Origin of the sequence: Thalassospira sp. UBA4513, assembly GCF_002388495.1 — a bacterium.
Classification (GTDB): domain Bacteria; phylum Pseudomonadota; class Alphaproteobacteria; order Rhodospirillales; family Thalassospiraceae; genus Thalassospira; species Thalassospira tepidiphila.
On the sequence record NZ_DGMR01000039.1, the window covers coordinates 199,631 to 222,222 of the forward strand.

Below are 22,592 nucleotides of genomic sequence, written 5' to 3' on the forward strand. Positions count from 1 at the left end.
GTGCGATATTTGTTACATGGTTATGACGGTCACAAACCCCAATAACCGGGGGAATGCGTTTTTGCATGGCTGATCGGCGCCGGGATTGATTGACTTATGGTCAAATGCCCTGTATCACCCGGCTCATTCCTTCGCTTGCAAAGACAGAATGAGCTGTCAGGAACTGTATGAAAAGGCGAGGGCGGGTTCGGCGTGATGACGTCGATGCCTCACATCATTTGCCTCTCATGCAGGGTCCGACGCAGTGGCTGCTCTTTGCCGCGCACCGGTCATGACTTCGTTTGGGCAGGCACCCACAGGCGTTAACATGGCGCCGACCGGATAAACGAAGGACTTTCCTTTATGACGAATTTTAATGGGCTCAACCTGATCGAGCCCCTGCTGCGCAATGTTGAAGCTGCCGGTTTCTCCGCGCCGACCGAAATTCAGGCCGCGACGATTCCTGCACTTCTCGAAGGCAAGGACCTGATGGGTATTTCCCATACGGGTGGCGGTAAAACCGCTGCATTCTGCCTGCCGTTGCTGCAGCGTCTTGCCGAAAACCCGCAGCGCCCGAAACCGGGTCAGCCGCGCGCGGTTATTCTGGCGCCGACCCGCGAACTGGCGACCCAGATCGGCCAGTGCCTGCGTGATTTCAAAAAAGGCATCCGCCTGTTTTCCTCTGTTGTCTTTGGTGGCTCCCCGATGGGCCCGCAGATTCAGGAACTGCGCCGTGGCGTTGATATCCTGGTTGCGACCCCGGGTCGTCTGCTGGATCATATGTCGCGCAACACGGTTCGTTTCGACGATGTCGAAGTCTTCATCCTTGATGAAGCCGACCGTATGCTTGACATGGGCTTCTCCGAAGACGTTCTGGCCGTTGCTGAACTGCTTCCGAATGCGCATCAGACCGTGATGTTCTCGGCAACCATGCCGCCGGAAGTCAAACACCTGACCGACCGTCTGCTTAAAGACCCGGTCAAGGTTGAAACCGCACCGCAGTCCAGCGTGACCGAGCGCGTGACCCAGGTTGGCATGTTTGTGAAACGTCACGACAAGACCAAGCTTCTGGTTCAGCTGCTTAAACGTGACGAATCCGAACGCGTTCTGGTGTTTACCAAAACCAAGGCAGATGCCGACGAACTGTCGTTCCAGCTGCGCGATGAAGGCATCGACAGCGATGCCATCCATGGCGACAAACAGCAGCGTATCCGTCAGAAAATCCTGCGGAACTTCCGCAATGGCAGTTTCCCGGTTCTGATTGCGACCGATGTTGCTGCACGTGGTATCGACGTTCCGGGTATTACCCACGTTGTGAACTATGATCTGCCGCAAGATGCCGAAAGCTATGTCCACCGTATCGGTCGTACCGGTCGTGGCAGTGCCGAAGGTATTGCGATTTCATTCTGCGAGCCGCGCGACATTCGCCTGCTTCGCAACATCGAACGCCTGATCAAACAGGACGTTAATATCGACGAAGATCACGAATTCCATGCTGCCCCGCCGCCCCGTTCGTTCGGTGCCGGTGCTGGTGCTGGCGGTCGTGGTGGTCGCGGTGGCCGTGACGGTGGTCGTGGCTTTGGCGGCGGCGGTCGCGGTGGTTTCGGCGGCCGTGATGGCGGTCGTGGCCGTGGTGGCTTCGGCGGTGGTCGTGATGGCGGCCGCGATGGTGCCCGTGGTGACAATCGTGACGGTGGTCGCGGTCGTGGTTTCGGCGGCCCGCGTGACGGTGGCCGTGATGGTGCCCGCGATGGCGGTTTCCAGGGTGATCGCGCAGCACGCGGTTTCGGTGGTCGTGATGAGGCACGCGATGGTGGCCGTGATGGCGCACGTCGTGACTTCAATGATCGTCCGCGTCGTGATGGCGGTGATTTCCGCAATGACCGCAAGCCGCGCTTTGATAATGATGACCGTGCACCGCGCGGCGATCGTGAAGAGCGCAGTGGCGGCCGCGGTGGCAACTTCCGCCCCCGTGGTGAAGGCGGCAACCGTGACGAACGTCGCTTTGCGGACAAGCCTCGCGGTGATCGTGGTGGTAACTTCCGCGGTCGCGATGGTGCCCGTGATGGTGCCGGTGCGCGCGACGGTGCCCGTCGTGACTTCAACGACCGTCCGCGTCGTGCCGAAGGTGGTCGCAGCGAAGGTCGCGGCGGCAACCAGGGCATGAAACGCCGTTCGGCATAATTCTGCCCCGCTGTATTGCGGGTACTGTATGGGGGCTGCGCCGGGGAACGGCATAGACGTTTACGTCATGCCGGTGCGCAGCACTTCACAGGGACATTGTTAAAGGGGGACCGGCTGGAAACAGCTGGTCCCTCGCTATTTTGGCCTGTGTTTCGCGCACGGGTTTGGAGCATTAATCTGTTTAGACCTATCCTGAAGTGGGGAATTGGTCTAAATTTACTAAACCTAAGCGTAAGGTATCTGTCCTGTGTGCCTCAGGGCTCCGAAATGCAGGCAGAGGAAGAGTGGTAATGATGAGCATCAGAATTGCATTTCTGGCCGTGCTTTTGGCGACCGTTGTTGGCTCGGGATCTGTGCGTGCACAGTCGGGCAAAAGCGGATCTGTTTCCGATGCCGACGGGCAGCGCGATTGTTCGCGTCTGGTTGCGTCGGGCAATCCGGATTACCCGCCCTATCTCTGGGTGGCCAAGGATGGCCATACCCTGCAAGGTGCTGCTGCCGACTTCATCAAACGGGCCGGTGAACTGGCTGGTGTTGAAGTCGACGTCGTCTATTCGGGCAACTGGGGCCGGGTGCAGCAACATATGCGCGACGGAACGATCGATCTGATCGCCGGTGCCTTCCTGACCCTGCCGCGTCTCGAATATATGGATTACTTCTATCCGGCCTTTCAGGGGACGCGCACCGTGATCTGGACGCATGACAATCTTGATCTGCGCTACAGCCAGTGGTCCGATCTGGTCGGGATCGATGGCCTGACCGTGATCAATAACAGTTTCGGACAGGCGTTTGACACCTATGCCCGCCACAATCTGACCATCAGCGAAGTACCAAGCCTCGAACAAGGCTTGCAGATGCTCTCGCTTGGTCGGGCGGAATACCTGATCTACGAAGAATTCCCCGGCAAGGCCGTGGCCGCCCGCGAAAACATCACCAATATCCGCAGTTACGACACCCCGGTCAGCACCGAAAACCTCTATCTGACCATGTCGCACAAATCGGAATGCAACACCGGCGAACTGCGCGGCCGCCTGTCGCGTGCCGTCTTCGATCTCGTCTCCCGCAATGTGATGACCGAAATGCTCGAAGCCAGCATCCAGGAATGGGGCGACCAGACCAATTAGGGCTAGACCACAGCTAGGGCCAGACCAGCTAGTGTCAGACCAGCTAATGTCAGACCAATTGGGGTCAAACCAACTGGGGCCAGACTAACTGCGGTCAGGCTAACTAGGGTCAGGCTAACTAGGGTCAGGCCAACTGAGGCTTGTCGCGGCGCTTACGCGGGATGCCTCTGTCGCACCCGTGAACAAACTGTCCCGATTATTGCAGCACCGGCAATGTGAGGGTTCCTCACATTTATTTATACCTCTGAAATCATGGGGTTTTTCCGCGCCCAGCGCGCGAACTGCAATCCGAAACCGTTGAATATCGGCGGCTTGACGCCGATTTTGTCTCTATGCTGCCCGGCGCATCAAAAAACCGGTATAGCTATGCGGATTTAATTTGACGTTAACGTTAACGTCAACTACAACAGAGTCGCGTCATATCCCGGTGTGCTTGATCCTCATCGCGCCGGTTTCACCACAGGATCGCGACATGGCCTCGTTTGAACCGCAAAATCCCGATTACGTCGCCGAAGTGCGTCGACGTTTCGCCCAGCAGCCCTACAATCTGTCAATCGGGGCCGAGGTTTCTGATGTCAAACCGGGCCGGGTCGAGGTGATTGTGCCAACGCGGCCTGATTTGTTGCAGCATAACGGCTATTTCCATGGCGGTCTGATCGCAGGGCTCGCCGATATCGCCGGGGGTTTTGCCGGCTGGAGTTTGGTCGAGGCCGATCAGGGCATGCTGACGATTGAATACAAACTCAACATCGTTGCACCCGGTATGGGCGATCAGTTGCGCGCGGTCGGCGAGGTGGTTTCACGCGGTCGGTCGATCATCGTCACCCGCATCGATGTCTTTGGTATGAGGAATACCGAAACGGTCCTCTGTGCGACATCGCTTCAGACGCTCAAGGTGATGAAGCTTCCGCCGGAATTACTCACCAGCGCCGCATAATCGGGCTGATTATTCACTTTTATCAAATAACCAGAATTCGCAGGGCAGGAACAGGAACATGGCATTTTTCGACTTCCCCGGACTGAAATTCGATCTTGGCGAAACCGCGGATGCAATCCGCGAAACCGTCTCGTCTTTTGCCGAGGCCGAAATCGCCCCGCGCGCGGCCGAGATTGATGCCAGTAACCAGTTCCCCAACGATCTCTGGCGCAAATTCGGTGATCTTGGCCTGCTGGGCATGACAGTGTCCGAAGAAGACGGCGGTACCGGCCTTGGCTATCTTGAGCACGTGATCGCCATGGAAGAAATCAGCCGTGCTTCGGCCTCGGTCGCGCTGTCCTATGGCGCGCATTCCAACCTGTGCGTCAACCAGATCAAACGCAACGCCACGCCCGAACAGAAGGCCAAATACCTGCCCAAACTGATCAGTGGCGAACATATCGGGGCGCTGGCGATGAGCGAGCCGGGCGCTGGATCCGACGTTGTCTCGATGAAGCTTAAGGCCGAGAAAAAGGGCGATCGTTGCATCCTCAATGGCAACAAGATGTGGATCACCAACGGGCCGGATGCCCATACGCTGGTCGTCTATGCCAAAACCGATCCCGATGCCGGGCCCAAGGGCATTACCGCCTTTATCATTGAAAAGACCTTCAAGGGGTTCTCGACGGCGCAAAAGCTCGACAAACTGGGGATGCGGGGTTCCAACACCTGCGAACTCGTATTCCAGGATTGCGAAGTGCCCGAGGAAAATATTTTGGGGCAGCTCAATGGCGGTGTGCGGGTTTTGATGAGCGGCCTTGATTACGAACGCGCGGTTCTGGCCGCAGGTCCCACCGGCATCATGCGCGCCTGCATGGATGTGGTCGTGCCCTATATTCATGAACGCAAACAGTTCGGTAAGGCGATCGGCGAGTTCCAGCTGATGCAGGGCAAGATCGCCGATATGTACACCACGATGAATGCGTGTCGCGCCTATGTTTACGAAGTCGCCAAGGCGTGCGATCGCGGGGAAACCTCGCGCAAGGATGCGGCGGGTGTGATCCTCTATGCTGCCGAAAAGGCAACCTGGATGGCGCTTGAAGCCATTCAGACGCTGGGCGGGAATGGCTATATCAATGAATATCCGACCGGCCGTTTGCTGCGCGATGCCAAGCTGTATGAAATTGGGGCGGGCACCAGCGAAATCCGCCGCATGCTGATTGGCCGCGAACTGTTTGGCGAAACCGCCTGAGTGTTAAAACCGAAAACTTCGTCCCACGAACAAACGGACCCATATCATGAGCACTTCTGATCCGATCGTCATTGTTTCCTGTGCCCGCACCGCGATGGGCGGCCTGCAGGGGGATTTTGCCAGCGTGACTGCCGCCGAGCTGGGCGGTGTTGCCATCAAGGCAGCGCTTGAGCGCGGCGGTATTAGCGCCGATGATATTGATGAGGTCATCATGGGAAATGTGTTGCCCGCCGGTCAGGGGCAGGCCCCAGCCCGTCAGGCCGCCTGGCATGCCGGCATCCCGCGTGCGGCGGGAGCGACCACGATCAACAAGATGTGCGGATCGGGCATGAAGGCCGTGATGTTTGCCCATGATACGCTGGTCGCCGGTGGTGCGGATGTCATGGTGGTGGGTGGCATGGAAAGCATGACCAATGCGCCGTTCCTGCTTCCGAAAATGCGGTCGGGCCACAAATACGGTCATGACATGGTCTATGACCACATGGCACTCGATGGTCTGGAAGATGCCTATGACAAGGGCCGTTCGATGGGCACCTTTGCCGAGGCGACCGCCGAAAAATACGGCTTTACCCGCAAAGAGCAGGATGACTATGCCATTACCTCGCTGACGCGGGCGCAAAATGCCGCCACGTCCGGCCATTTTGCCGATGAGATTACCCCGGTGACCTTTAACACCCGCAAGGGCGAGGTCACCATTGATGCCGACGAACAGCCGCCCAAGGCCAAACCTGAAAAAATCCCCACCCTGCGCCCGGCCTTTGCCAAGGACGGCACGGTGACGGCTGCCCATTCAGCATCGATTTCTGATGGGGCCGCGGCCCTTGTGATGATGCGCGCGTCGGAAGCTGAAAAGCGCGGTCTTAAGCCGCTTGCCAAGATCGTTGGTCAGTCGACCCACGCGCAAGAACCCTGCTGGTTCACGACCGCCCCTATTGATGCGATCAAAAAGGTGCTGGGCAAAACCGGCTGGTCCAAGGACGATGTCGATCTTTGGGAAATCAACGAAGCCTTTGCCGTGGTGGCGATGGCTGCGATCCGTGATCTGGAACTTGATCACGGCAAGGTCAATGTCCATGGCGGTGCCTGTGCACTCGGCCATCCGATAGGTGCCACCGGCGCACGGTTGCTGGTGACCTTGATCCATGCGCTTAAAACCCATGGCGGGACCAAGGGCGTGGCGTCGCTTTGCATTGGTGGCGGCGAGGCCACGGCGGTTGCCATCGAGCTGCTTTAAGTTTTTGGTAAATTATGTGAACGAAGTTACGCCCCTGTGATTGGGGGGCGGCTTTCTGATGACAGAAAACCGTGATCCTGCTATCGGAATTGCGGTTTTGGCGCAGGGACGAGGCTGCTTGCGCGACACCAGCACCGGGGTATCATAGTCAAGGGACAGCCATGCAAGATGTGTTGAGCCTGGCGGCGCAAAATCTTCTGTCGCCCATCGTTCTTTTCTTTGTTCTGGGGGTGGGAGCTGCCCTTGCGCGATCGGATCTGACGATCCCGGAAGCCGTCGCCAAAGGCATTTCGCTTTATCTTCTGTTTGCCATTGGTTTCAAGGGCGGGGTGGCGGTCTCAAATAACGGGATCGACCTGACACTTGGCATGACCCTGATGGCGGGCGTGATCCTGTCCTTTGTCTTGCCCTTCATTGCCTTTGCGCTTTTGCGCTGGATCTCGCAACTGAGCAGAACAGATGCTGCTGCGGTGGCAGGGCATTATGGCTCGATCTCGATCGTGACCTTTGTCGCGGCAACTTCGGTCCTGCAAAGTTCGGGCATTGTGGCAGAAGGTTACATGGTTGCGGTGGCTGCCGCGATGGAGGCACCTGCCATCTTCTCGGCCCTGTTGCTGGTGTCATCAGGCGGCAAGGGCCGGATGGATGGCGCGTTGATCCGTGAAATCCTGCTCAATGGTTCCATCGTCCTGCTGGTCGGCAGTTTCTTTATCGGCTGGATCACCGGTGCCGAGGGCATGGCCAAGATCGAAGCCCTGATTGTTTCGCCCTTCCAGGGGGTTCTTTGCCTGTTCCTGCTTGATATGGGGCTGGTTGCCGGGCGTGGCCTGAAACAGGGGCGTGCGGTGCTGCGCCCGGGGCCGCTTGTTTTCGGGATGTTGATGCCGGTGATCGGGTCCTGCCTTGGACTGGCGTTTGCGCTGATTATCGGCCTGTCGCTTGGTGGAGCGGTGCTGTTGATGGTGCTGGCCGCCTCGGCAAGTTATATCGCGGTGCCTGCGGCCATGCGTGTTGCCCTGCCTGAGGCCAATCCGTCGGTCTATCTTACGCTGTCGCTTGGCGTGACGTTCCCCTTCAACCTGACGCTTGGCATTCCGCTTTATCTTGCGATGGCCAGCGCCGTTCACGGAGGTTAATCCCATGGAAAAGCATGATGCTAAACGCGTGGCGATCATTATCGAAGCCATTATGGAAAGCCGCCTGCGTCAGGCGCTTGAAGGGGCGGGGGTTACCGGCTTTTCCGTGCTGCCAGTACTTGGCGGATCGGGTCGGTCAGGCAGTTGGAGCCGCGACGATACCGTATCGCGCGGCGGCGGTATGGTTCAGGTGATTTGCATCATCCGCCCGGAGAAGCTTGACCGGATGCTTGAGGCCGCGTTCGAGGTGGTGGATCGTCATATCGGCGTTGTCACAATCAGTGACTGTCAGGTGCTGCGCGCGGATCGTTTCTAGGAACGTCAGGGTTTGGTTGTCTGCGAAACAAAGGAGATCGCACGTTTAGAACGGTTCAAAAGGTTGGAATGGGGACTATCAACTTGGGCAATTTGGTCCTATTTTGTCGACAGCGTTATGACAGAATAGGGGACTTCGCGAGATGTCAAAGCCAACCGTTGATCGGATGCTTGCCGGGTTCAAGAGCTTTAAGGCGATGTATTATGATCAGCGCCCGGAACGCGTCGAGGACCTGGTCAATATGGGCCAGCGACCGGAAGTTCTTTTGATTGCCTGTTCTGATTCCCGCGTTGATCCCGCCATCCTGACCAATGCCGAACCGGGCGAGATGTTTGTCATCCGTAACGTGGCAAACCTTGTTCCGCCCTATGAGCCCGATGAAAACTATCACGGGACGTCGTCGGCGATCGAATTTGCGGTGCGTGATCTGAAGGTCAGGGACATCGTCATTCTGGGCCATTCGGCGTGCGGTGGCATGGAGGCTCTAGTCGAACACGGCGAAGCGGGCAAGGTGCCGGATCGTGACTTTATCGGCGAGTGGGTCAGCATTTCGAAATGCTGTCTCGAACATGGCCCGGATGTCGACAAGGTATCGCGTCATTCGATCCGTAACTCGCTGCAAAACCTGATGTCGTTCCCGTTCATCAAGGAACGGGTCGAGGCCGGAGACCTCAAGCTGCATGGCTGGTGGTACGGCATGAAAGAAGGGATCCTGTGGCGCTTTGATGCCGCGCAGGACAAATTTGTTCAGGGCGAAGAGTAAGCCCGGTCTGATGACAACGATCTTCTGATCGCAGGACCGGACATCGCCTGTAAGTGGGAGGGTGGCCGTCATGCGGTTGGAAGAACATCAGATCATGGTGCGCGATACCGCGCGCGAGTTCGCCGAAAACGAACTCAAACCCAATGCCGCAAAATGGGACATCCACCATACCTTCCCGGCCGAGGCGATTGCAGGCCTGGGCGAGCTTGGCTTTTTGGGCATGCTGGTGCCTGATGAATATGGCGGAGCGGGCATGGATCATGTCGCCTATGCGCTTGCACTTGAAGAAATTGCCGCTGGTGACGGCGCGACCTCGACCATCATGTCGGTGCATAACTCTGTCGGCTGCATGCCGATCCTGAAATTCGGGACAGAGGCCCAAAAGCAGGAATTTCTCGTGCCGATGGCGCGCGGCGAAAAAATCGGGGCCTTTTGCCTGACCGAACCGCAGGCCGGATCAGATGCCAGTGCACTGCGCACCCGTGCGGTGCGCGATGGCGATCACTGGGTTTTAAATGGCGCCAAGCAATTCATCACATCGGGGTCCGAGGGCGATGTCGCCATCGTCTTTGCCGTCACCGATCCGGATGCTTGCAAGCGTGGCATTTCGGCCTTTATCGTGCCGACCGACACGCCGGGTTATGTCGTATCCCGGGTTGAGGAAAAGCTTGGTCAGAATGCCTCGGATACCTGCCAGATCACGTTTGTTGAATGCCGGGTGCCAGCCGGAAACATGCTGGGCGAGGAAGGGCAGGGCTACAAGATCGCGCTTGCCAACCTTGAAGGCGGTCGCATCGGCATTGCCGCCCAGTCGGTCGGTATGGCGCGTGCGGCGTTCGAGGCGGCCAAGGATTACGCCAACGAACGCGAAACGTTTGGCAAAAAGATCATTGATCATCAGGCGGTGGCGTTTCGTCTGGCCGATATGGCCACCAAGATCGATGCCGCCCGGTTGCTGGTCCATCGCGCCGCTGCCTTGCGCGATGATCACAAGCCATGCCTGACAGAGGCCTGCATGGCGAAAATGTACGCCTCCGAAATTGCCGAAGAAGTGTGCTCGGCCGCCATTCAGATCCACGGTGGCTATGGCTACCTCAAGGACTTCCCGGTCGAGCGCATCTATCGCGATGTGCGGGTGTGCCAGATCTATGAAGGCACGTCCGATATCCAGCGGATGGTGATTGCCCGGGCGTTGGCGGATTGACGAGGTGCGCGTCGGTTGATTGTTAGATCGGTGGCGGGGCGAAGCGTTCGAGGAAGCGTTCCGCGCGCGGCAAGGCATCATGCAGGAACTGTTTGGGTTCACGAAGCCATAGCCCATCGATCTGGCGCGATTTTTCCTCGGAAATCAAAACGCCGTGCGGGATTTCTTTGATTTCGACATTCCAGTCCGGCCAACGCTGTCTGGCCCGGCGGATGCAATGGCTGATGAACGCTGCACGCTTGCTGTAGCCATGATAATCAAACACCCAGTCATCGTGGGCGACGACAATGTGATTGCCCGGATGGCCGCTTTTCGGGTGAAGCCAAAGTGCCGTGAGCTCCCCAATCGCACTGTATCGCTTGATAAAGGCGTGGGCGAGGATGTGGCAGGCACCACAGGCAAAGAACACACGGTCCGGCAGGTTCCAGCGCATCACCGGATCGCTTTTGCGATAGTTCGGTGTTCTTGGCTGATGCATCGGCCTTAATCCTGACGCCCGGGCAGAAGTCCGTGCTTTTCCAGTAACCTGCGAAACTGGTGATAGTTCAGATCAAGACTTTTGGCAGCCTCGGTCTGGTTGTTGGCGTTTTGGCGCAGGGCCTGTTCAAGCAGTTTGATTTCGAAATTGGCGACCTGTGTTTTGAAGTCGATATTTGTGTCTGGTTGCGGCGTGTCGACTTCTTCCGCAGGTGTCGGTGTGTCACGGTCGGTCTCGGACCAGATGTCCTCGAACGGATCGATGGTGATGTGGGCCAGCGGGGCTTCGTCGTCTTCAGAGAGGTAGATGCTGCGTTCAACCGCGTTGCGCAGTTCGCGGATGTTGCCGGGCCAAGGGTAGCGAAGCAATTGTTCGGCGGCATTGCGCGAGAAACCGGGAAATACGCTGCGGCCCAGGCGTTTGGTCATCTCAAGCGCGAACTGTTCGGCGAGTAAGAGTATATCATCAGACCTTTGGCGCAGTGGCGGCACGGCGACGACGTCAAAGGCGAGGCGATCAAGCAGATCGGCGCGGAACCTGTTGGTTTTGGCCAGTTCGCGCAGATTTTCATTTGTCACACCAATGACGCGGGTGTCGACTTCGATGACTTCCGAGCCGCCGACGCGCTCGATCTCGCCATATTCAACAACACGCAGAAGCTTTTCCTGCACCACCGGGCTGGCTGTGGCGATTTCGTCGAGGATGATGGTGCCGCCGTGCGCACGTTCGAACCGCCCGATATGGCGTTTGGTCGCCCCGGTAAACGCCCCGGCCTCGTGCCCGAACAGTTCGGTATCAAGCAAGGTCTCAGACAGAGCGGCGCAATTGACCTTGACCAGTGGTCCACCCCAGCGGCGCGACAGGTAATGCAGGCGGGCGGCAATCAGTTCCTTGCCCGAGCCGCGTTCGCCAATCACCAGACACGGGCGTTCAATCGGCGCCAAGCGTGAAACATGTTCAAGGGCGGCCAGAAAAACGGGGTCTTCGCCCAATATCGGTTGCAAACTATCCATTTCGCGAAAAACGTTATCGAAAAACGTCATTATTGTCGCGATAAAAGTTAAACAAAAAGTCTGATGATTAATTAAGTTATTGATTTTATGGGATTTCAAAACTGGCACGGCATTTGAAGTAGAGAGTGCAGAATTTGTAGCGTCCCCCGATTAATTAAGGAGATCAGACAATGGGCGTGTTTTCGCGTTTGTCCGATATCGTAAATGCCAACATCAACTCGCTTCTGGATCGTGCCGAAGATCCGGAGAAAATGGTGCGTTTGATGATTCAGGAAATGGAAGACACCCTGGTTGAGGTGCGTTCCGCCGCCGTCAAGGCGATTGCGGACAAGAAGGAAGTCGAGCGCAAGCTCAAGAAGCTTCATGACGGTCAGGTCGAATGGGACACCAAGGCAGAGTTTGCTGTTTCCAAGGGCCGTGATGATCTGGCCAAGGGCGCACTGATGGCGCGCCGTCGTCTGGCCGATCAGAGCCTTGTGCTTGAGCGTGAACTGGAAGTGATCGAGGAAACCCTTGGCAAGTATGACGAGGACCTCAATAAGCTTCAGAACAAGCTGAACGAAGCCAAGGCGAAACAGCGTACGGTTGAAATCCGCATGCAGACGGCTGAAAAGCGTGTCAAAATGAAAGAAAAGCTGCATTCCGGTCAGATCGACGAGGCGCTTCTGCGTTATGAGCAGATGGAACGCCGGATTGACGAGCTTGAAGCGAGTGCGGACTCTTGGGACCTTGGTCGCGGACAGAGCCTTGAGGAACAGTTCGAAGACCTTGAGGCCGAGCTCGGGATCGAGGATGATCTTAAGGAACTGAAAGCACGCGTAAAAAGCGACGCGAAAAAAGACAAATAAGTAACGGGTTTTCGTGTTTCGATGCGTTGATCTGTTTGAAAGAACGAGATGTCGAATATGTGGGCGATTGCCGTACCTCTTATCGTTTTGATCACCGTTGTTGGCCCGGTTTGGGTGGTGTTTCATTACATCACGGTTTGGAAACGCATGAAGGCCGAGCAACGCCCGCAAAGCCCGGAACAGACAGCCCGCGAAAAGGAAGCGGTGGCGGGTCTGAAACAACGGGCAAAGCGACTCGAAACGCGTGTCGAAACACTTGAACGCCTGTTAGATGCCGAGGTTGCCGAATGGAGGAACAGGATATGACTGCTCAGCAAGCTACTGCCGGAGACGGTTTTGGGCGCAGTCACAAAAGACGCTCGCGCTGTGGATGTGGCTCACGGCATAACCCGGACGGTTCCAGGCGTCATGGTGTGATCGGCCGGACCACGCGCGGCATTTCAGAAGCCTTTGGCATTCCGCGCAAAGGGGTGCTGATTGCCTTCATTCTGGTTCTGATCTTCAGCTTCCCGGTTGGCGTGATGCTGTTTGGTCTGGCGTGGGCCTATGTCCATCATCCGCAGTGGTTTGATGCTCTGCGCGGTAAAGTGCGCGGTGCCGGCCAAAGCACATCGGCCGGACGTGCCGCCCGCCAGAACAACAGCACGGCGGATGCCGCAAACGAGCGCCCGACGGTTGGTGTTGATTATGAAGAAAGCTGGATGGAAGACCTGCGCGAGCAGTTTGACGATCTGGAACGGCGCACCGGTTCGATGGAGGGCTTTGTCGCATCTGGCGATTACCGCATGGCATCCGAATTCAAAAAGATGAAAGAGGATGACGAAGCCAGCAAGGCCGATAAAGACAGCAAGCCGGACGATACCAAAACGGATGGGCCGAAGGCCTAAGCACGAGCAGAGCATTTTGACGAGATTGACGGCGGTTTTAACAGCTACCCCAAATCCCCCCTCGCGTTAGCACGGGTCTTGACCCGAAGAACCGTCGTCAAACAGTTAAACCGGACTTCTCAGGAGGTCCGGTTTTTCTTTTTGTTTGCAGTTCCTTGCGGCAAAACCCCCAAATAGCGTTTATCACTATACCTAATTTAAAGGTTTTTTCGGCAAAGTCGGAAAAATTGCCCATATAGTGCGCTATAGGGCAGGCAGCTTTTGGGGAGCACCATATGACGACCATGATCGAGCATCCCGGCGAACAGGATTTTCTGCATCGTTTGATGCTTGATAACCCGTGGTGGGATGGCGTTACCGATGATCAGGTGCAAGGCCTGCCGCAACGCGCCTTTTTCAAGCGGTTCTGGGCGGCGATCGAAAAGAATGACGGCCAGAAGGCGGTTGTTCTGACCGGCCCACGCGGGGTGGGCAAGACCGTGATGATGCGCCAGGCCGTGGCGGAGCTTTTGAATGCCGACACGCCGCGGCGCCATGTTTGCTATATCTCGCTTGAACATCCGTTGTTTCTTGAGGTCGACCTGCCGCGTTTGCCGAAGCTGCTGCGCTCCATGCGCGGGATTTCGGCCGATCACCCGCTTTGGCTGTTTATTGACGAGGTATCCTATCAGCGCGACTGGGAGGCAAGCCTGATCAAGTTGCTCGCCGCCGATCCGATGTTACGCGTGGTGGCGGTCAGTGCGCTCGCACCTGCGGGCGATAATGCGGAATATATCCAAAGCCTGTTTTTACCCCCCTTCAGCTTTGCCGAGTATCTTGAGCAAAAGGGCATCGCACCCAGTGATGTCTTGCCCGAAACGCCCAATGTCGGGCGCTATACCGCCGATGTGCCGGACGGGTTGGTGGCACTCAACGACCTGTTTGAGGATTACATCAACGAAGGCGGTTTTCATGCCGCCAATGGCGAGGCCGGGGCCATTCACCGGTCATTGCATTCGGATTTGCCGGGCCTGCATGGCATTTCAAGCCCGTCGGACCTGCATCGGTTGTTTGCGCTTCTGGCCTATAACACCGGTTCGGAATTTTCGATCGAGGTGCTGGCGCGCGAGCTTGATATCGCCAAGAACACGCTTCGGCGGTATCTTGAATATCTTGAAAGTGCCTGGCTGGTGCGCCGCCTTGAACGTGTCGATCAGGATGCCAAACCGTTTCAGCGTGCAGTGGCGTTCAAGGTGCACCTCATTCATCCGGGTTTGCGCACCGGTTTGATTGGTGTTCGGGCATCTGATAGTACCACCATCACGCGGTTGGCGGAAACCGCGATCCAGACCCAGTTCCTGACGTCAAGTGTCGGGATGGAAAGCCTGTATTACGCCCGTTGGGGGCAATATGAGGTGCCGTTTGTGTTCCTTGATCGTCGCTCCGGCACGCCACTTTTTGCTTATCACTGCCTGTGGCGTGATGAAGCGATCCGCAAGCCCAAGGAAATCCGTGCCCTGGTCAATTTCCGGGGCAGTCATGCCCTGCCGCTGGGCGCGTTTGTCCTGACCAAGGCGCAGTGGCATGGCGGCAAGCTTGGCGGGGTGCCGATGCGTTTTGAACCGGCCAGTGTGCTGGCCCTTCGCATCGGGCTTGAATTTTCGCAGCTTTGATCTGTGGCGCGCGGGGAAGGAGGTCTTTGATGACTGGGCTTTTACGGTTTTGCCTCTGCTTTTTTGCCGGGATGGTGTTGCCGGCGATTGCGTTTGCGCAGGCACAGGTTGTCTGCCCCGCCGAGCCGCACTGGAGTAACACCACACCGCCGATCAATATCGAGCATGTCTTTTGCGGTGAGGTCGATGGCAATCGGGCCAAGGGTTTCCATTCCCGCCCGGATGGCATCAATCCGGCCAGTGTCGCGGATGTAAAGATCACCCAAGAACCAAATGCCAGTGGCGTGTATGGCGCGACCATCACACTGGTGAACCCCGATGGACCCAACCCGTCAAAGTTTTCGACCATTTACCCCGACGCATGCAGTCAGGCGGAGGTGGAGAAATCCATTATTTATGCCCATGACCATCAGGTGGCCTGCCCGACCGGCGCGCCGCATTGGGCATCTTGCGGGTTCAACCGACCCGAAGGCGGCTCGGTGGCGGGTGCGGGATATTGCGTTGGCCCATCGGAAGGTGTGCGCTTTTACATCGCCTTTGCCACACTCAGTCACGGGGCAAATGCGGGCAATATCAACACGGCCTTTCCGCTGTATTGATCAGGGGTGGCAAACGGCAGGTGATGAAAGACTTTTATAATGACAACCGGTGATTTCCCGCTGCCCGATTGGCCGGGCAAGGTGACTGACGATCCGGGGCATGACCGGATTGCGGCTTGTCTTGTGATGGATATCGGGCGCGCGGACCAATGGGCGGCTGAGGTGCTTTCCCACGTTGGCAAGGTGCGCCAAGGTCTTGAAGCCTCTTGGGAAATGGCGATGAATGCCTACATCATAAATGTCGGGCCGGACATGACTGAGATCGCGCCGGTTTATGACGAAGCGGGTGAAAGCCCGGTGACGGTCCGCACCAATGACCTTGAGGCGGCGCTGAGGGCATGGATATCAAAGCTCTCGGAAAGTCCGGATTAACCGGGCGGAAAGCAATTTGCCCGAAGCTGGGCATGGTTGGACAGGATGAGTAAAGCGATTTGAACCCGGCATTCTGGCGTATTCCCGCATGTGCGATGGCGATATTGGCGGTGGCATTTATCATGTCCGCGAGCCATCCTGCATGGGCGCAAAGCGCAAGCACCAAGGACGCGCCGTCTGACCCGCTGGAAAAATTCCTGCATCAATATGTCGAACATGCCGGACTTCCCGGGGCGGTGGTGGCGATTGGTTATGGCGAAGGCACTGTGCGCTATGCCGCCACCGGTTATGCCAGTGTCCGGCCCGAAACCGGCATGACGCGGGATCGGCAGTTTTATATCGGATCGCTGACCAAGATGATGACGGCGGTTGTGACCCTGCAACTGGCATCCGAGAAGCGGATTGATCTGGCCGATCCGATTGGCAAATACCTGCCCGAGGCCTTCCGTGATCGCATTGCCAATGCCGATCGTGCGACCATTCGTGATTTGCTGCGCAACAGTTCAGGCATTCCCGATTACCTTGATGGCGAGTTCTTTTTTGAGCTGGTCGGGCGTGACCCGCAGCACGGTTGGCGCAATGTCGAGTTGTTGCCGCTGATTGCTGATCGTGAAGCATACTTTGCGCCGGGAACAAACTATGCGCCGTCCAACAGCAATTTCATCCTGCTCGGCGTGATGATCGAGGCGGTCGAGGGTGACCATATCGAGGCAGTGTTTAACCGCCGGATTTTCGAGCCGGCCGAGATGATCAATACATCCTTTGGACGGTTTCCAAGGCCTGCATCGCTGGCGCGCGGCTTTGATGATGCCAATGGCGACGGGCAACTTGAAGACGTCACCGATTATGATGTTGGCGATCAACTGGCCGATGGCGGGGTGATTTCAACGACCGAGGACTTGGTCAAATTCGCCCGTGCGCTGTTTGTTGAGGGGGTGCTGCTGGGTCCGAACGCGATCGAGCGTGCAACAACCGATACCGTTTTTGCCGGTGACGGGTCTTATGGCTATGGGTTTATGATCGGTTCAAGCGACTGGGGCCCGGTCTGGGGCCATGACGGGATCTATTTCGGCTATTCCGCCGAGTTTTCCTGGTTCCCGGAACAGGACACGGTGGTGGTGTTTCTGGCCAATGGCCGGGCGCTCAATGAAGTGCCATCAGTCACCAGCATGCTGATGACCGGTTTGTTCGGGAACCCGGAATAGGGCGACCTCGCTGCGTTGCTAACAATTCCCTGCTTGCGGCGGGCTCACTATGCCGCACCGCAAAAAAGTGGCTTGCAGTGAAAAGCGAGTTTGGGTAATTTTCGTAAAAATAAATATCAAATATTGTACGAATATTATCAAACGGGAGATTCCTGATGGCTGCAGCCCCACGTCCGCGCCGTTCTGTTTTGTATATGCCGGGATCGAACGCCCGTGCCCTTGAAAAGGGCAGAAGCCTTCCGGCCGACGGGCTTATTCTGGATCTTGAGGATGCGGTGGCCCCGGATGCCAAGGATACCGCGCGGGGTCAGATTGTCAGTGCGCTTTCCGAGGGCGGCTATGGCAAACGCGAAATCCAGATCCGCACCAATGGCCTGAACACGCCGTGGGGCCATGCCGATATTGTCGCGGCCGCCAAAACCAGTGCTGATGCCATTCTGCTGCCCAAGGTCGAAAGTGCCGATACGGTGCGACAGGTCGCCAATATCATGGAGGCTGAAGGCGCGCACGCAGGCATGACCATCTGGTGCATGATGGAAACCCCGCTTGCGATGCTCAATGCCAAGGAAATTGCCGGGGCGCACCCGCGTCTGGGCGGGTTTGTCATGGGGACGTCGGATCTTGCCAAGGATCTGAACTGTGCGCATACGCCGGACCGTCTGCCGATGGTGACCAGCCTTGGTCTGTGTCTGTTGGCGGCGCGGGCCTATGGGCTTGCGATCCTTGATGGTGTGCATCTTGATCTGTCGGACGATGCCGGTTTTGAGGCGTCCTGCAAACAGGGGCGCGAGTTCGGCTTTGATGGCAAAACACTTATTCATCCCAAAACCATTGCGGCGGCCAACGAAGCCTTTGCCCCGGCAGAGGCCGAGATCGAATGGGCGCGTAAAATCATAGCTGCGCATGAAGAAGCCAGTGCCGCAGGCAAGGGTGTTGTCGTGGTCGATGGCAAGCTGATTGAAAATCTGCATGTGGTGTCGGCCAAGAAATTGGTCGCGATGGTCGATTTGATTGCGGAAATGGACGCCGCCTAAGCGCAGTAACAACATCAGATAAAACGGCTCGCGCCGAGTAACGAAAATGGCTGCAAGCAAGACAGCCAAACAGGCGCGCACCGGTGTTTTACAGAAAATCCGGCCTTTCAGGGAGGCAATCGAATGTCAAAGACCAACCCGGGCAATTATTTTGAGGATTTCCAGATCGGACAGGAAATCCGCCATGCCACGCCGCGCACCATCACCAGCGGGGATGTTGCCCTTTATACCGGGCTTTATGGTCCGCGCTTTGCCGTGCAGTCGTCTGACGAGTTTGCCCAAAGCATCGGCTATAAGGCCGCCCCGGTAGATGATTTGCTGGCCTTTCACATGGTGTTTGGCAAAACGGTACCCGACGTGTCGCTGAATGCGGTGGCCAATCTTGGCTATGCCGGGGGTGTGTTTGGTGTGCCGGTCTATCCCGGTGATACAGTCAGTTCGGTTTCTACCGTCACCGGGATCAAGGAAAATTCCAACGGCAAGACCGGTGTGGTTTATGTCAATTCCGTCGGGCGGAATCAGCGCGGCGAGATGGTGCTTGATTACAATCGCTGGGTCATGGTGCGCAAACGTGATGAACGTGCCCCGGCCCCGGAAACGGTGCTGCCGGAATTGCCCGGCGTGGTGGCGCCCGAGGCATTTCAGATCCCGGTCGGGCTTGATGTATCGGGCTATTCGACAGAGCTTTCCGGATCACCGCATCGCTGGGATGACTATTATGTCGGCGAGAAGATCGATCATGTCGATGGCATGACCCTGGAAGAAGCCGAACATCAGATCGCAACAAGGCTTTATCAAAACACCGCCAAGGTTCATTTCGATCAGGTCGCGGCCAATGGCGGACGGTTTGGCAAGCGGTTGATTTATGGCGGGCATATCATTTCGCTGTGCCGGGCCCTTTCATTCAACGGGCTTGGCAATGCGTTCCGGATTGCCGCGATCAATGCCGGGGCGCACGCCAATCCGGCCTTTGCCGGGGATACGATTTTTGCCTGGTCGGAAGTTCTGGGCAAATTCGAAGTGCCCGGTCGTCGTGATCTTGGTGCGCTTCGCTTGCGTCTGGTGGCGGTCCGCGATCGTCAGGCCAGTGACTTCCCGCTTAAGGACGCGGATGGCAAATATCAGTCTGATGTGTTGCTTGATTTCGACTACACGGTGCTGATCGCGCGCTGACTCGTCATAAATCCTGGGGTGGCTTAACTTTTCGTTTGGCTGCGCCAGGGTAATTTCGCCGCGCGCCTGGGCCCGGTCTTGATCGGGTGAGGGCGCATTCATATGTCTTTGCAATAAATAAGACCCGATCCGCTGGCAGTTTCCTTGCGTAAGAAGGTCTAATTGTGCGATTGCTAAAAGCACGTTACGCCGTAAGTGAATGACCCGTGTCCTTCGCAGCGCCCTTCCCGCAGGGTGTTTACGGTGTCTGAGAGGTCAACCTACGTAGTTTAACGGAGGCAGTTGAGGCGTTTTGTCACTGATTTCTTTGGTTTACAAAGGGGTTCAGATTGACTCAAACCCGCTGCATGGGTAAATAAACCCTGCTTTCCCGCCAGCTACTTTGAGAAGAGGCAATTCCGCTATGAGCAAAGCCAATCGGCCGCTGTCTCCGCACTTGCAGGTGTACCGGCTTCCGATGACGGCAAAGATGTCCATCTCCTTCCGCGTGATGGGTGTCGGCCTTGCCATTGGTTTCGTATTTTTGGCGTCCTGGCTGATTGGTGCCGGCGCTGGTCGTGAAGCCTTTAACGGCTATCACGGATTTTTCACCTCGTGGTTTGGTCTGCTGCTGCTGTTCGGTTGGACGGCGGCGTTTTATTACCACGCCTGCAACGGGATCCGTCACCTTGTCTGGGATACCGGTCGCGGCCTGACGAATGAGGGTGCTGCCAAAGGCAACCCGATCGTCCTTGGCGCGGCAGTCGTGCTGACCATTCTCACCTGGATCATCGGTCTGGCCTAAGGCCGGGCAAGAGGGGACAACTTGTCATGAAGATGCAATCCGATCTGGGCCGTGTCCGCGGTCTCGGTTCTGCCAAAAGTGGCTCTTCGCACTGGTGGACCCAGCGCGTTACGGCTGCTGCAAACCTTCCGCTCGGCATCTGGTTCATTGTTTCTATACTTGCCGGGCACACGGCGAATTACGATGCCGTTCACGCTTGGTTGAGCTCGTATTTCCATTCAACCATGATGATCCTGATGATCGTCAGTGTTGCCGTGCATTTCACGCACGGCCTGCAGGTTGTGATCGAAGATTATGTGCATAACCGTAAAGCAGAAGTGATCTCGCTGATGCTGATCAAGGCGGTCGCAGCGTTCTTGTCTGTGGCGGCCATCGTATCAGTCCTGCGTATCGTTTTTGCCGGAGCCTGAGCCAATGAGTGAATCTTATAAAATTATCGACCATAACTACGACGTCGTTGTTATGGGTGCGGGTGGCGCGGGTTTGCGCGCGACACTGGGTACGGTTGAAGCCGGCCTTAAAACCGCATGTATCACCAAGGTCTTCCCGACCCGTTCGCACACCGTTGCTGCCCAGGGCGGTATCGGTGCATCGCTTGGCAACATGTCCGAGGATCACTGGCAGTGGCATATGTATGACACCGTCAAGGGTTCGGACTGGCTCGGTGACCAGGACGCGATCGAATATATGTGCCGTAACGCCGTTCCGGCAGTTCATGAACTTGAACATTACGGCATGCCGTTCTCGCGGACTGAAGATGGCAAAATCTATCAGCGTCCGTTCGGTGGTCACACCCGTGACCACGGCAAGGCGCCGGTTGAACGTGCATGTGCCGCCGCTGACCGTACCGGTCACGCCATGCTGCATACCCTGTATCAGCAGTGCCTGAAGCACAAAGCAGAATTCTTTGTCGAGTATATCGCCCTTGACCTGATCATGGACGAAGACGGTTCGTGCAAGGGTCTGGTCGCCTGGGATCTTGATACCGGCGAGCTGCATCGCTTCAACGCCAAGATGGTCATTTTGGCGTCTGGTGGTTATGGCCGTGCGTTCTTCAGCTGCACCTCGGCCCATACCTGCACCGGTGACGGTCATGGCATGGTGGCCCGTGCGGGTCTTGGCCTTCAGGATATGGAATTTGTTCAGTTCCACCCGACCGGCATTTACGGTTCAGGCTGCCTGATTACCGAGGGTGCCCGTGGTGAAGGTGGTTATCTGACCAACTCCGAAGGCGAGCGTTTCATGGAACGTTATGCCCCGACCGTTAAGGACCTTGCATCGCGTGACGTCGTGTCGCGTGGTATGGCACAGGAAATCCGTGATGGTCGTGGTGTTGGCGAACACGGCGAATACATCCACCTGCATCTTGAACATCTTGGTTCGGAAGTGCTGTGGGAACGCCTGCCGGGTATTACCGAAACCGCAAAAATCTTTGCCGGTGTCGATGCGACCAAGGAACCGATCCCGGTCCTGCCGACGGTCCATTACAACATGGGCGGTATTCCGACCAACTATAAGGGCGAGGTCTTGCGGCCGACGGCCAAAGACCCGAACGCAATCGTTCCGGGCCTGATGGCGGCGGGTGAAGCAGCCTGCGTTTCGGTCCACGGTGCAAACCGTCTGGGTACGAACTCGCTGCTCGACCTTGTTGTGTTTGGCCGTGCATGCGGCATGCATGCCGCCGAAGTGGTCGATTCCAAGGCATCCTTCAAGGAGCTTAAAACCACCGATGGCGACGAGGCGATTGCACGCTTTGACCGTCTGCGTTGGGCAAAAGGTTCGCGTCCGACGGCTGATATCCGTCTGGAAATGCAGCGCGTCATGCAGGGTAACTGCGGCGTGTTCCGGACCTCGGAAATCCTTAAAGAAGGCAAGGACAAGCTTTCTGAAACCGCCAAGACGCTTCCCGACGTCGGTGTTTCGGATCGATCCCTCATCTGGAACTCGGACCTGGTCGAGACTCTCGAGCTTGAGAACCTGATGACCTGTGCCGCTGCAACCATGAATTCGGCAGAAGCGCGTCATGAATCGCGTGGTGCACATGCCCACGAAGATTTCCCGAAGCGTGATGACGAAGTCTGGATGAAGCACACGATTGCGACCGTCGACACCGAAAAGGGCTATGGCGTTGATCTGACCTATCGTCCGGTCAATACCTTCACGCTCACCGACGAAGTGTCGTATATCGAGCCGAAAGAGCGCGTCTATTAAGGCGCGGCAAGAGAGGATTTGAGAGATGGTAGAATTCAATCTTCCCGCCAATTCGGTCGTCAAAGAGGGCAAGACGTTCTCTGCGCCGGCTGACGCGAAGAATGTCCGTGCGTTCAAGATTTATCGTTTTGATCCGGACAGTGGCGACAACCCGCGTACTGACACCTATGACATCGACCTCGACAAATGCGGGCCGATGGTTTTGGACGCGCTGATCAAGATCAAGAA

At 56.9% G+C, this 22,592-nt stretch carries 23 protein-coding genes and 1 pseudogene; 22 read left to right on the forward strand and 2 right to left on the reverse strand.

The features are described 5' to 3' along the window. Window positions 1–342: 342 nt before the first annotated feature. The 9 genes from B2T33_RS17865 (at window position 343) to B2T33_RS17905 (ending at window position 10,108) form a co-directional block, all read left to right on the forward strand. Window positions 343–2,163 (forward strand): DEAD/DEAH box helicase, encoded by a 1,821-nt coding sequence (locus B2T33_RS17865; protein WP_286792766.1) that lies wholly within the window; start codon window positions 343–345, stop codon window positions 2,161–2,163. A 290-nt stretch (window positions 2,164–2,453) separates the two neighbouring features. Further along, window positions 2,454–3,287: a substrate-binding periplasmic protein gene (locus B2T33_RS17870; protein ID WP_286792767.1), complete on the forward strand. Its 834-nt coding sequence runs from the start codon at window positions 2,454–2,456 to the stop codon at window positions 3,285–3,287. 472 nt (window positions 3,288–3,759) lie between these two features. After that, complete coding sequence (locus B2T33_RS17875) at window positions 3,760–4,224, forward strand: PaaI family thioesterase (RefSeq protein ID WP_008888483.1); 465 nt, start codon at window positions 3,760–3,762, stop codon at window positions 4,222–4,224. Window positions 4,225–4,282: 58 nt separating this feature from the next. Then, window positions 4,283–5,455 carry an isovaleryl-CoA dehydrogenase gene (locus B2T33_RS17880; RefSeq protein ID WP_286792768.1) on the forward strand — a complete coding sequence of 391 codons (1,173 nt, stop codon included), beginning with the start codon at window positions 4,283–4,285 and terminating at the stop codon, window positions 5,453–5,455. A 46-nt stretch (window positions 5,456–5,501) separates the two neighbouring features. Further along, on the forward strand, window positions 5,502–6,689 hold the full coding sequence (locus tag B2T33_RS17885; protein WP_286792769.1) for an acetyl-CoA C-acyltransferase: 1,188 nt from the start codon (window positions 5,502–5,504) through the stop codon (window positions 6,687–6,689). A gap of 161 nt (window positions 6,690–6,850) precedes the next feature. Beyond that, the gene (locus B2T33_RS17890) at window positions 6,851–7,825 is read left to right on the forward strand and encodes a sodium-dependent bicarbonate transport family permease (RefSeq protein WP_064779965.1); all 975 of its coding nucleotides are present in this window, start codon (window positions 6,851–6,853) and stop codon (window positions 7,823–7,825) included. A gap of 4 nt (window positions 7,826–7,829) precedes the next feature. After that, a complete protein-coding gene (locus B2T33_RS17895) occupies window positions 7,830–8,141 on the forward strand; it encodes a P-II family nitrogen regulator (RefSeq protein WP_007088811.1) in 312 nt (103 codons plus the stop codon). A 142-nt stretch (window positions 8,142–8,283) separates the two neighbouring features. Beyond that, the gene (locus B2T33_RS17900) at window positions 8,284–8,904 is read left to right on the forward strand and encodes a carbonic anhydrase (RefSeq protein ID WP_008888479.1); all 621 of its coding nucleotides are present in this window, start codon (window positions 8,284–8,286) and stop codon (window positions 8,902–8,904) included. A 70-nt stretch (window positions 8,905–8,974) separates the two neighbouring features. Then, complete coding sequence (locus tag B2T33_RS17905) at window positions 8,975–10,108, forward strand: acyl-CoA dehydrogenase (protein ID WP_286792770.1); 1,134 nt, start codon at window positions 8,975–8,977, stop codon at window positions 10,106–10,108. 22 nt (window positions 10,109–10,130) lie between these two features. Here B2T33_RS17905 and B2T33_RS17910 read toward each other — a convergent pair whose 3' ends face one another. Continuing rightward, window positions 10,131–10,586 (reverse strand): hypothetical protein, encoded by a 456-nt coding sequence (locus tag B2T33_RS17910; RefSeq protein WP_286792771.1) that lies wholly within the window; start codon window positions 10,584–10,586, stop codon window positions 10,131–10,133. Window positions 10,587–10,591: 5 nt separating this feature from the next. Continuing rightward, a complete protein-coding gene (gene pspF / locus B2T33_RS17915) occupies window positions 10,592–11,599 on the reverse strand; it encodes a phage shock protein operon transcriptional activator (protein WP_286792772.1) in 1,008 nt (335 codons plus the stop codon). A gap of 170 nt (window positions 11,600–11,769) precedes the next feature. On the opposite strand from pspF, the gene pspA reads away from it, so the two are divergent. The 13 genes and pseudogenes from pspA to B2T33_RS17980 all read left to right on the forward strand — a co-directional run. Next, on the forward strand, window positions 11,770–12,447 hold the full coding sequence (gene pspA, locus B2T33_RS17920; RefSeq protein ID WP_008888471.1) for a phage shock protein PspA: 678 nt from the start codon (window positions 11,770–11,772) through the stop codon (window positions 12,445–12,447). A 48-nt stretch (window positions 12,448–12,495) separates the two neighbouring features. Next, on the forward strand, window positions 12,496–12,753 hold the full coding sequence (pspB, locus tag B2T33_RS17925; protein WP_232308297.1) for an envelope stress response membrane protein PspB: 258 nt from the start codon (window positions 12,496–12,498) through the stop codon (window positions 12,751–12,753). Then, window positions 12,750–13,334, forward strand: a complete 585-nt coding sequence (locus B2T33_RS17930) for a hypothetical protein (protein ID WP_286792773.1) — start codon at window positions 12,750–12,752, stop codon at window positions 13,332–13,334. The genes pspB and B2T33_RS17930 overlap by 4 nt, the downstream gene beginning before the upstream one ends. Before the next feature lie 275 nt (window positions 13,335–13,609). After that, window positions 13,610–14,986: an ATP-binding protein gene (locus B2T33_RS17935; protein ID WP_286792774.1), complete on the forward strand. Its 1,377-nt coding sequence runs from the start codon at window positions 13,610–13,612 to the stop codon at window positions 14,984–14,986. A gap of 29 nt (window positions 14,987–15,015) precedes the next feature. Next, the gene (locus B2T33_RS17940; protein ID WP_286792775.1) at window positions 15,016–15,585 is read left to right on the forward strand and encodes an EndoU domain-containing protein; all 570 of its coding nucleotides are present in this window, start codon (window positions 15,016–15,018) and stop codon (window positions 15,583–15,585) included. Window positions 15,586–15,624: 39 nt separating this feature from the next. Further along, the gene (locus B2T33_RS17945; RefSeq protein WP_286792776.1) at window positions 15,625–15,957 is read left to right on the forward strand and encodes a hypothetical protein; all 333 of its coding nucleotides are present in this window, start codon (window positions 15,625–15,627) and stop codon (window positions 15,955–15,957) included. Window positions 15,958–16,079: 122 nt separating this feature from the next. Beyond that, window positions 16,080–17,162, forward strand: a complete 1,083-nt coding sequence (locus B2T33_RS17950) for a serine hydrolase domain-containing protein (RefSeq protein ID WP_286792777.1) — start codon at window positions 16,080–16,082, stop codon at window positions 17,160–17,162. A 155-nt stretch (window positions 17,163–17,317) separates the two neighbouring features. Then, on the forward strand, window positions 17,318–18,196 hold the full coding sequence (locus B2T33_RS17955) for an HpcH/HpaI aldolase/citrate lyase family protein (RefSeq protein ID WP_286792778.1): 879 nt from the start codon (window positions 17,318–17,320) through the stop codon (window positions 18,194–18,196). 123 nt (window positions 18,197–18,319) lie between these two features. Continuing rightward, entirely contained in the window at window positions 18,320–19,369 is a 1,050-nt protein-coding gene (locus tag B2T33_RS17960) for a MaoC family dehydratase (protein ID WP_286792779.1), read from the forward strand. 403 nt (window positions 19,370–19,772) lie between these two features. Next, on the forward strand, window positions 19,773–20,153 hold the full coding sequence (gene sdhC, locus B2T33_RS17965) for a succinate dehydrogenase, cytochrome b556 subunit (RefSeq protein WP_008888453.1): 381 nt from the start codon (window positions 19,773–19,775) through the stop codon (window positions 20,151–20,153). A gap of 26 nt (window positions 20,154–20,179) precedes the next feature. Further along, entirely contained in the window at window positions 20,180–20,563 is a 384-nt protein-coding gene (sdhD, locus tag B2T33_RS17970) for a succinate dehydrogenase, hydrophobic membrane anchor protein (RefSeq protein ID WP_008888452.1), read from the forward strand. A gap of 4 nt (window positions 20,564–20,567) precedes the next feature. Next, window positions 20,568–22,364 carry a succinate dehydrogenase flavoprotein subunit gene (gene sdhA / locus B2T33_RS17975; RefSeq protein WP_286792780.1) on the forward strand — a complete coding sequence of 599 codons (1,797 nt, stop codon included), beginning with the start codon at window positions 20,568–20,570 and terminating at the stop codon, window positions 22,362–22,364. Window positions 22,365–22,389: 25 nt separating this feature from the next. Further along, window positions 22,390–22,592 (forward strand): annotated as a pseudogene (locus tag B2T33_RS17980) (succinate dehydrogenase iron-sulfur subunit); the annotation flags it as partial.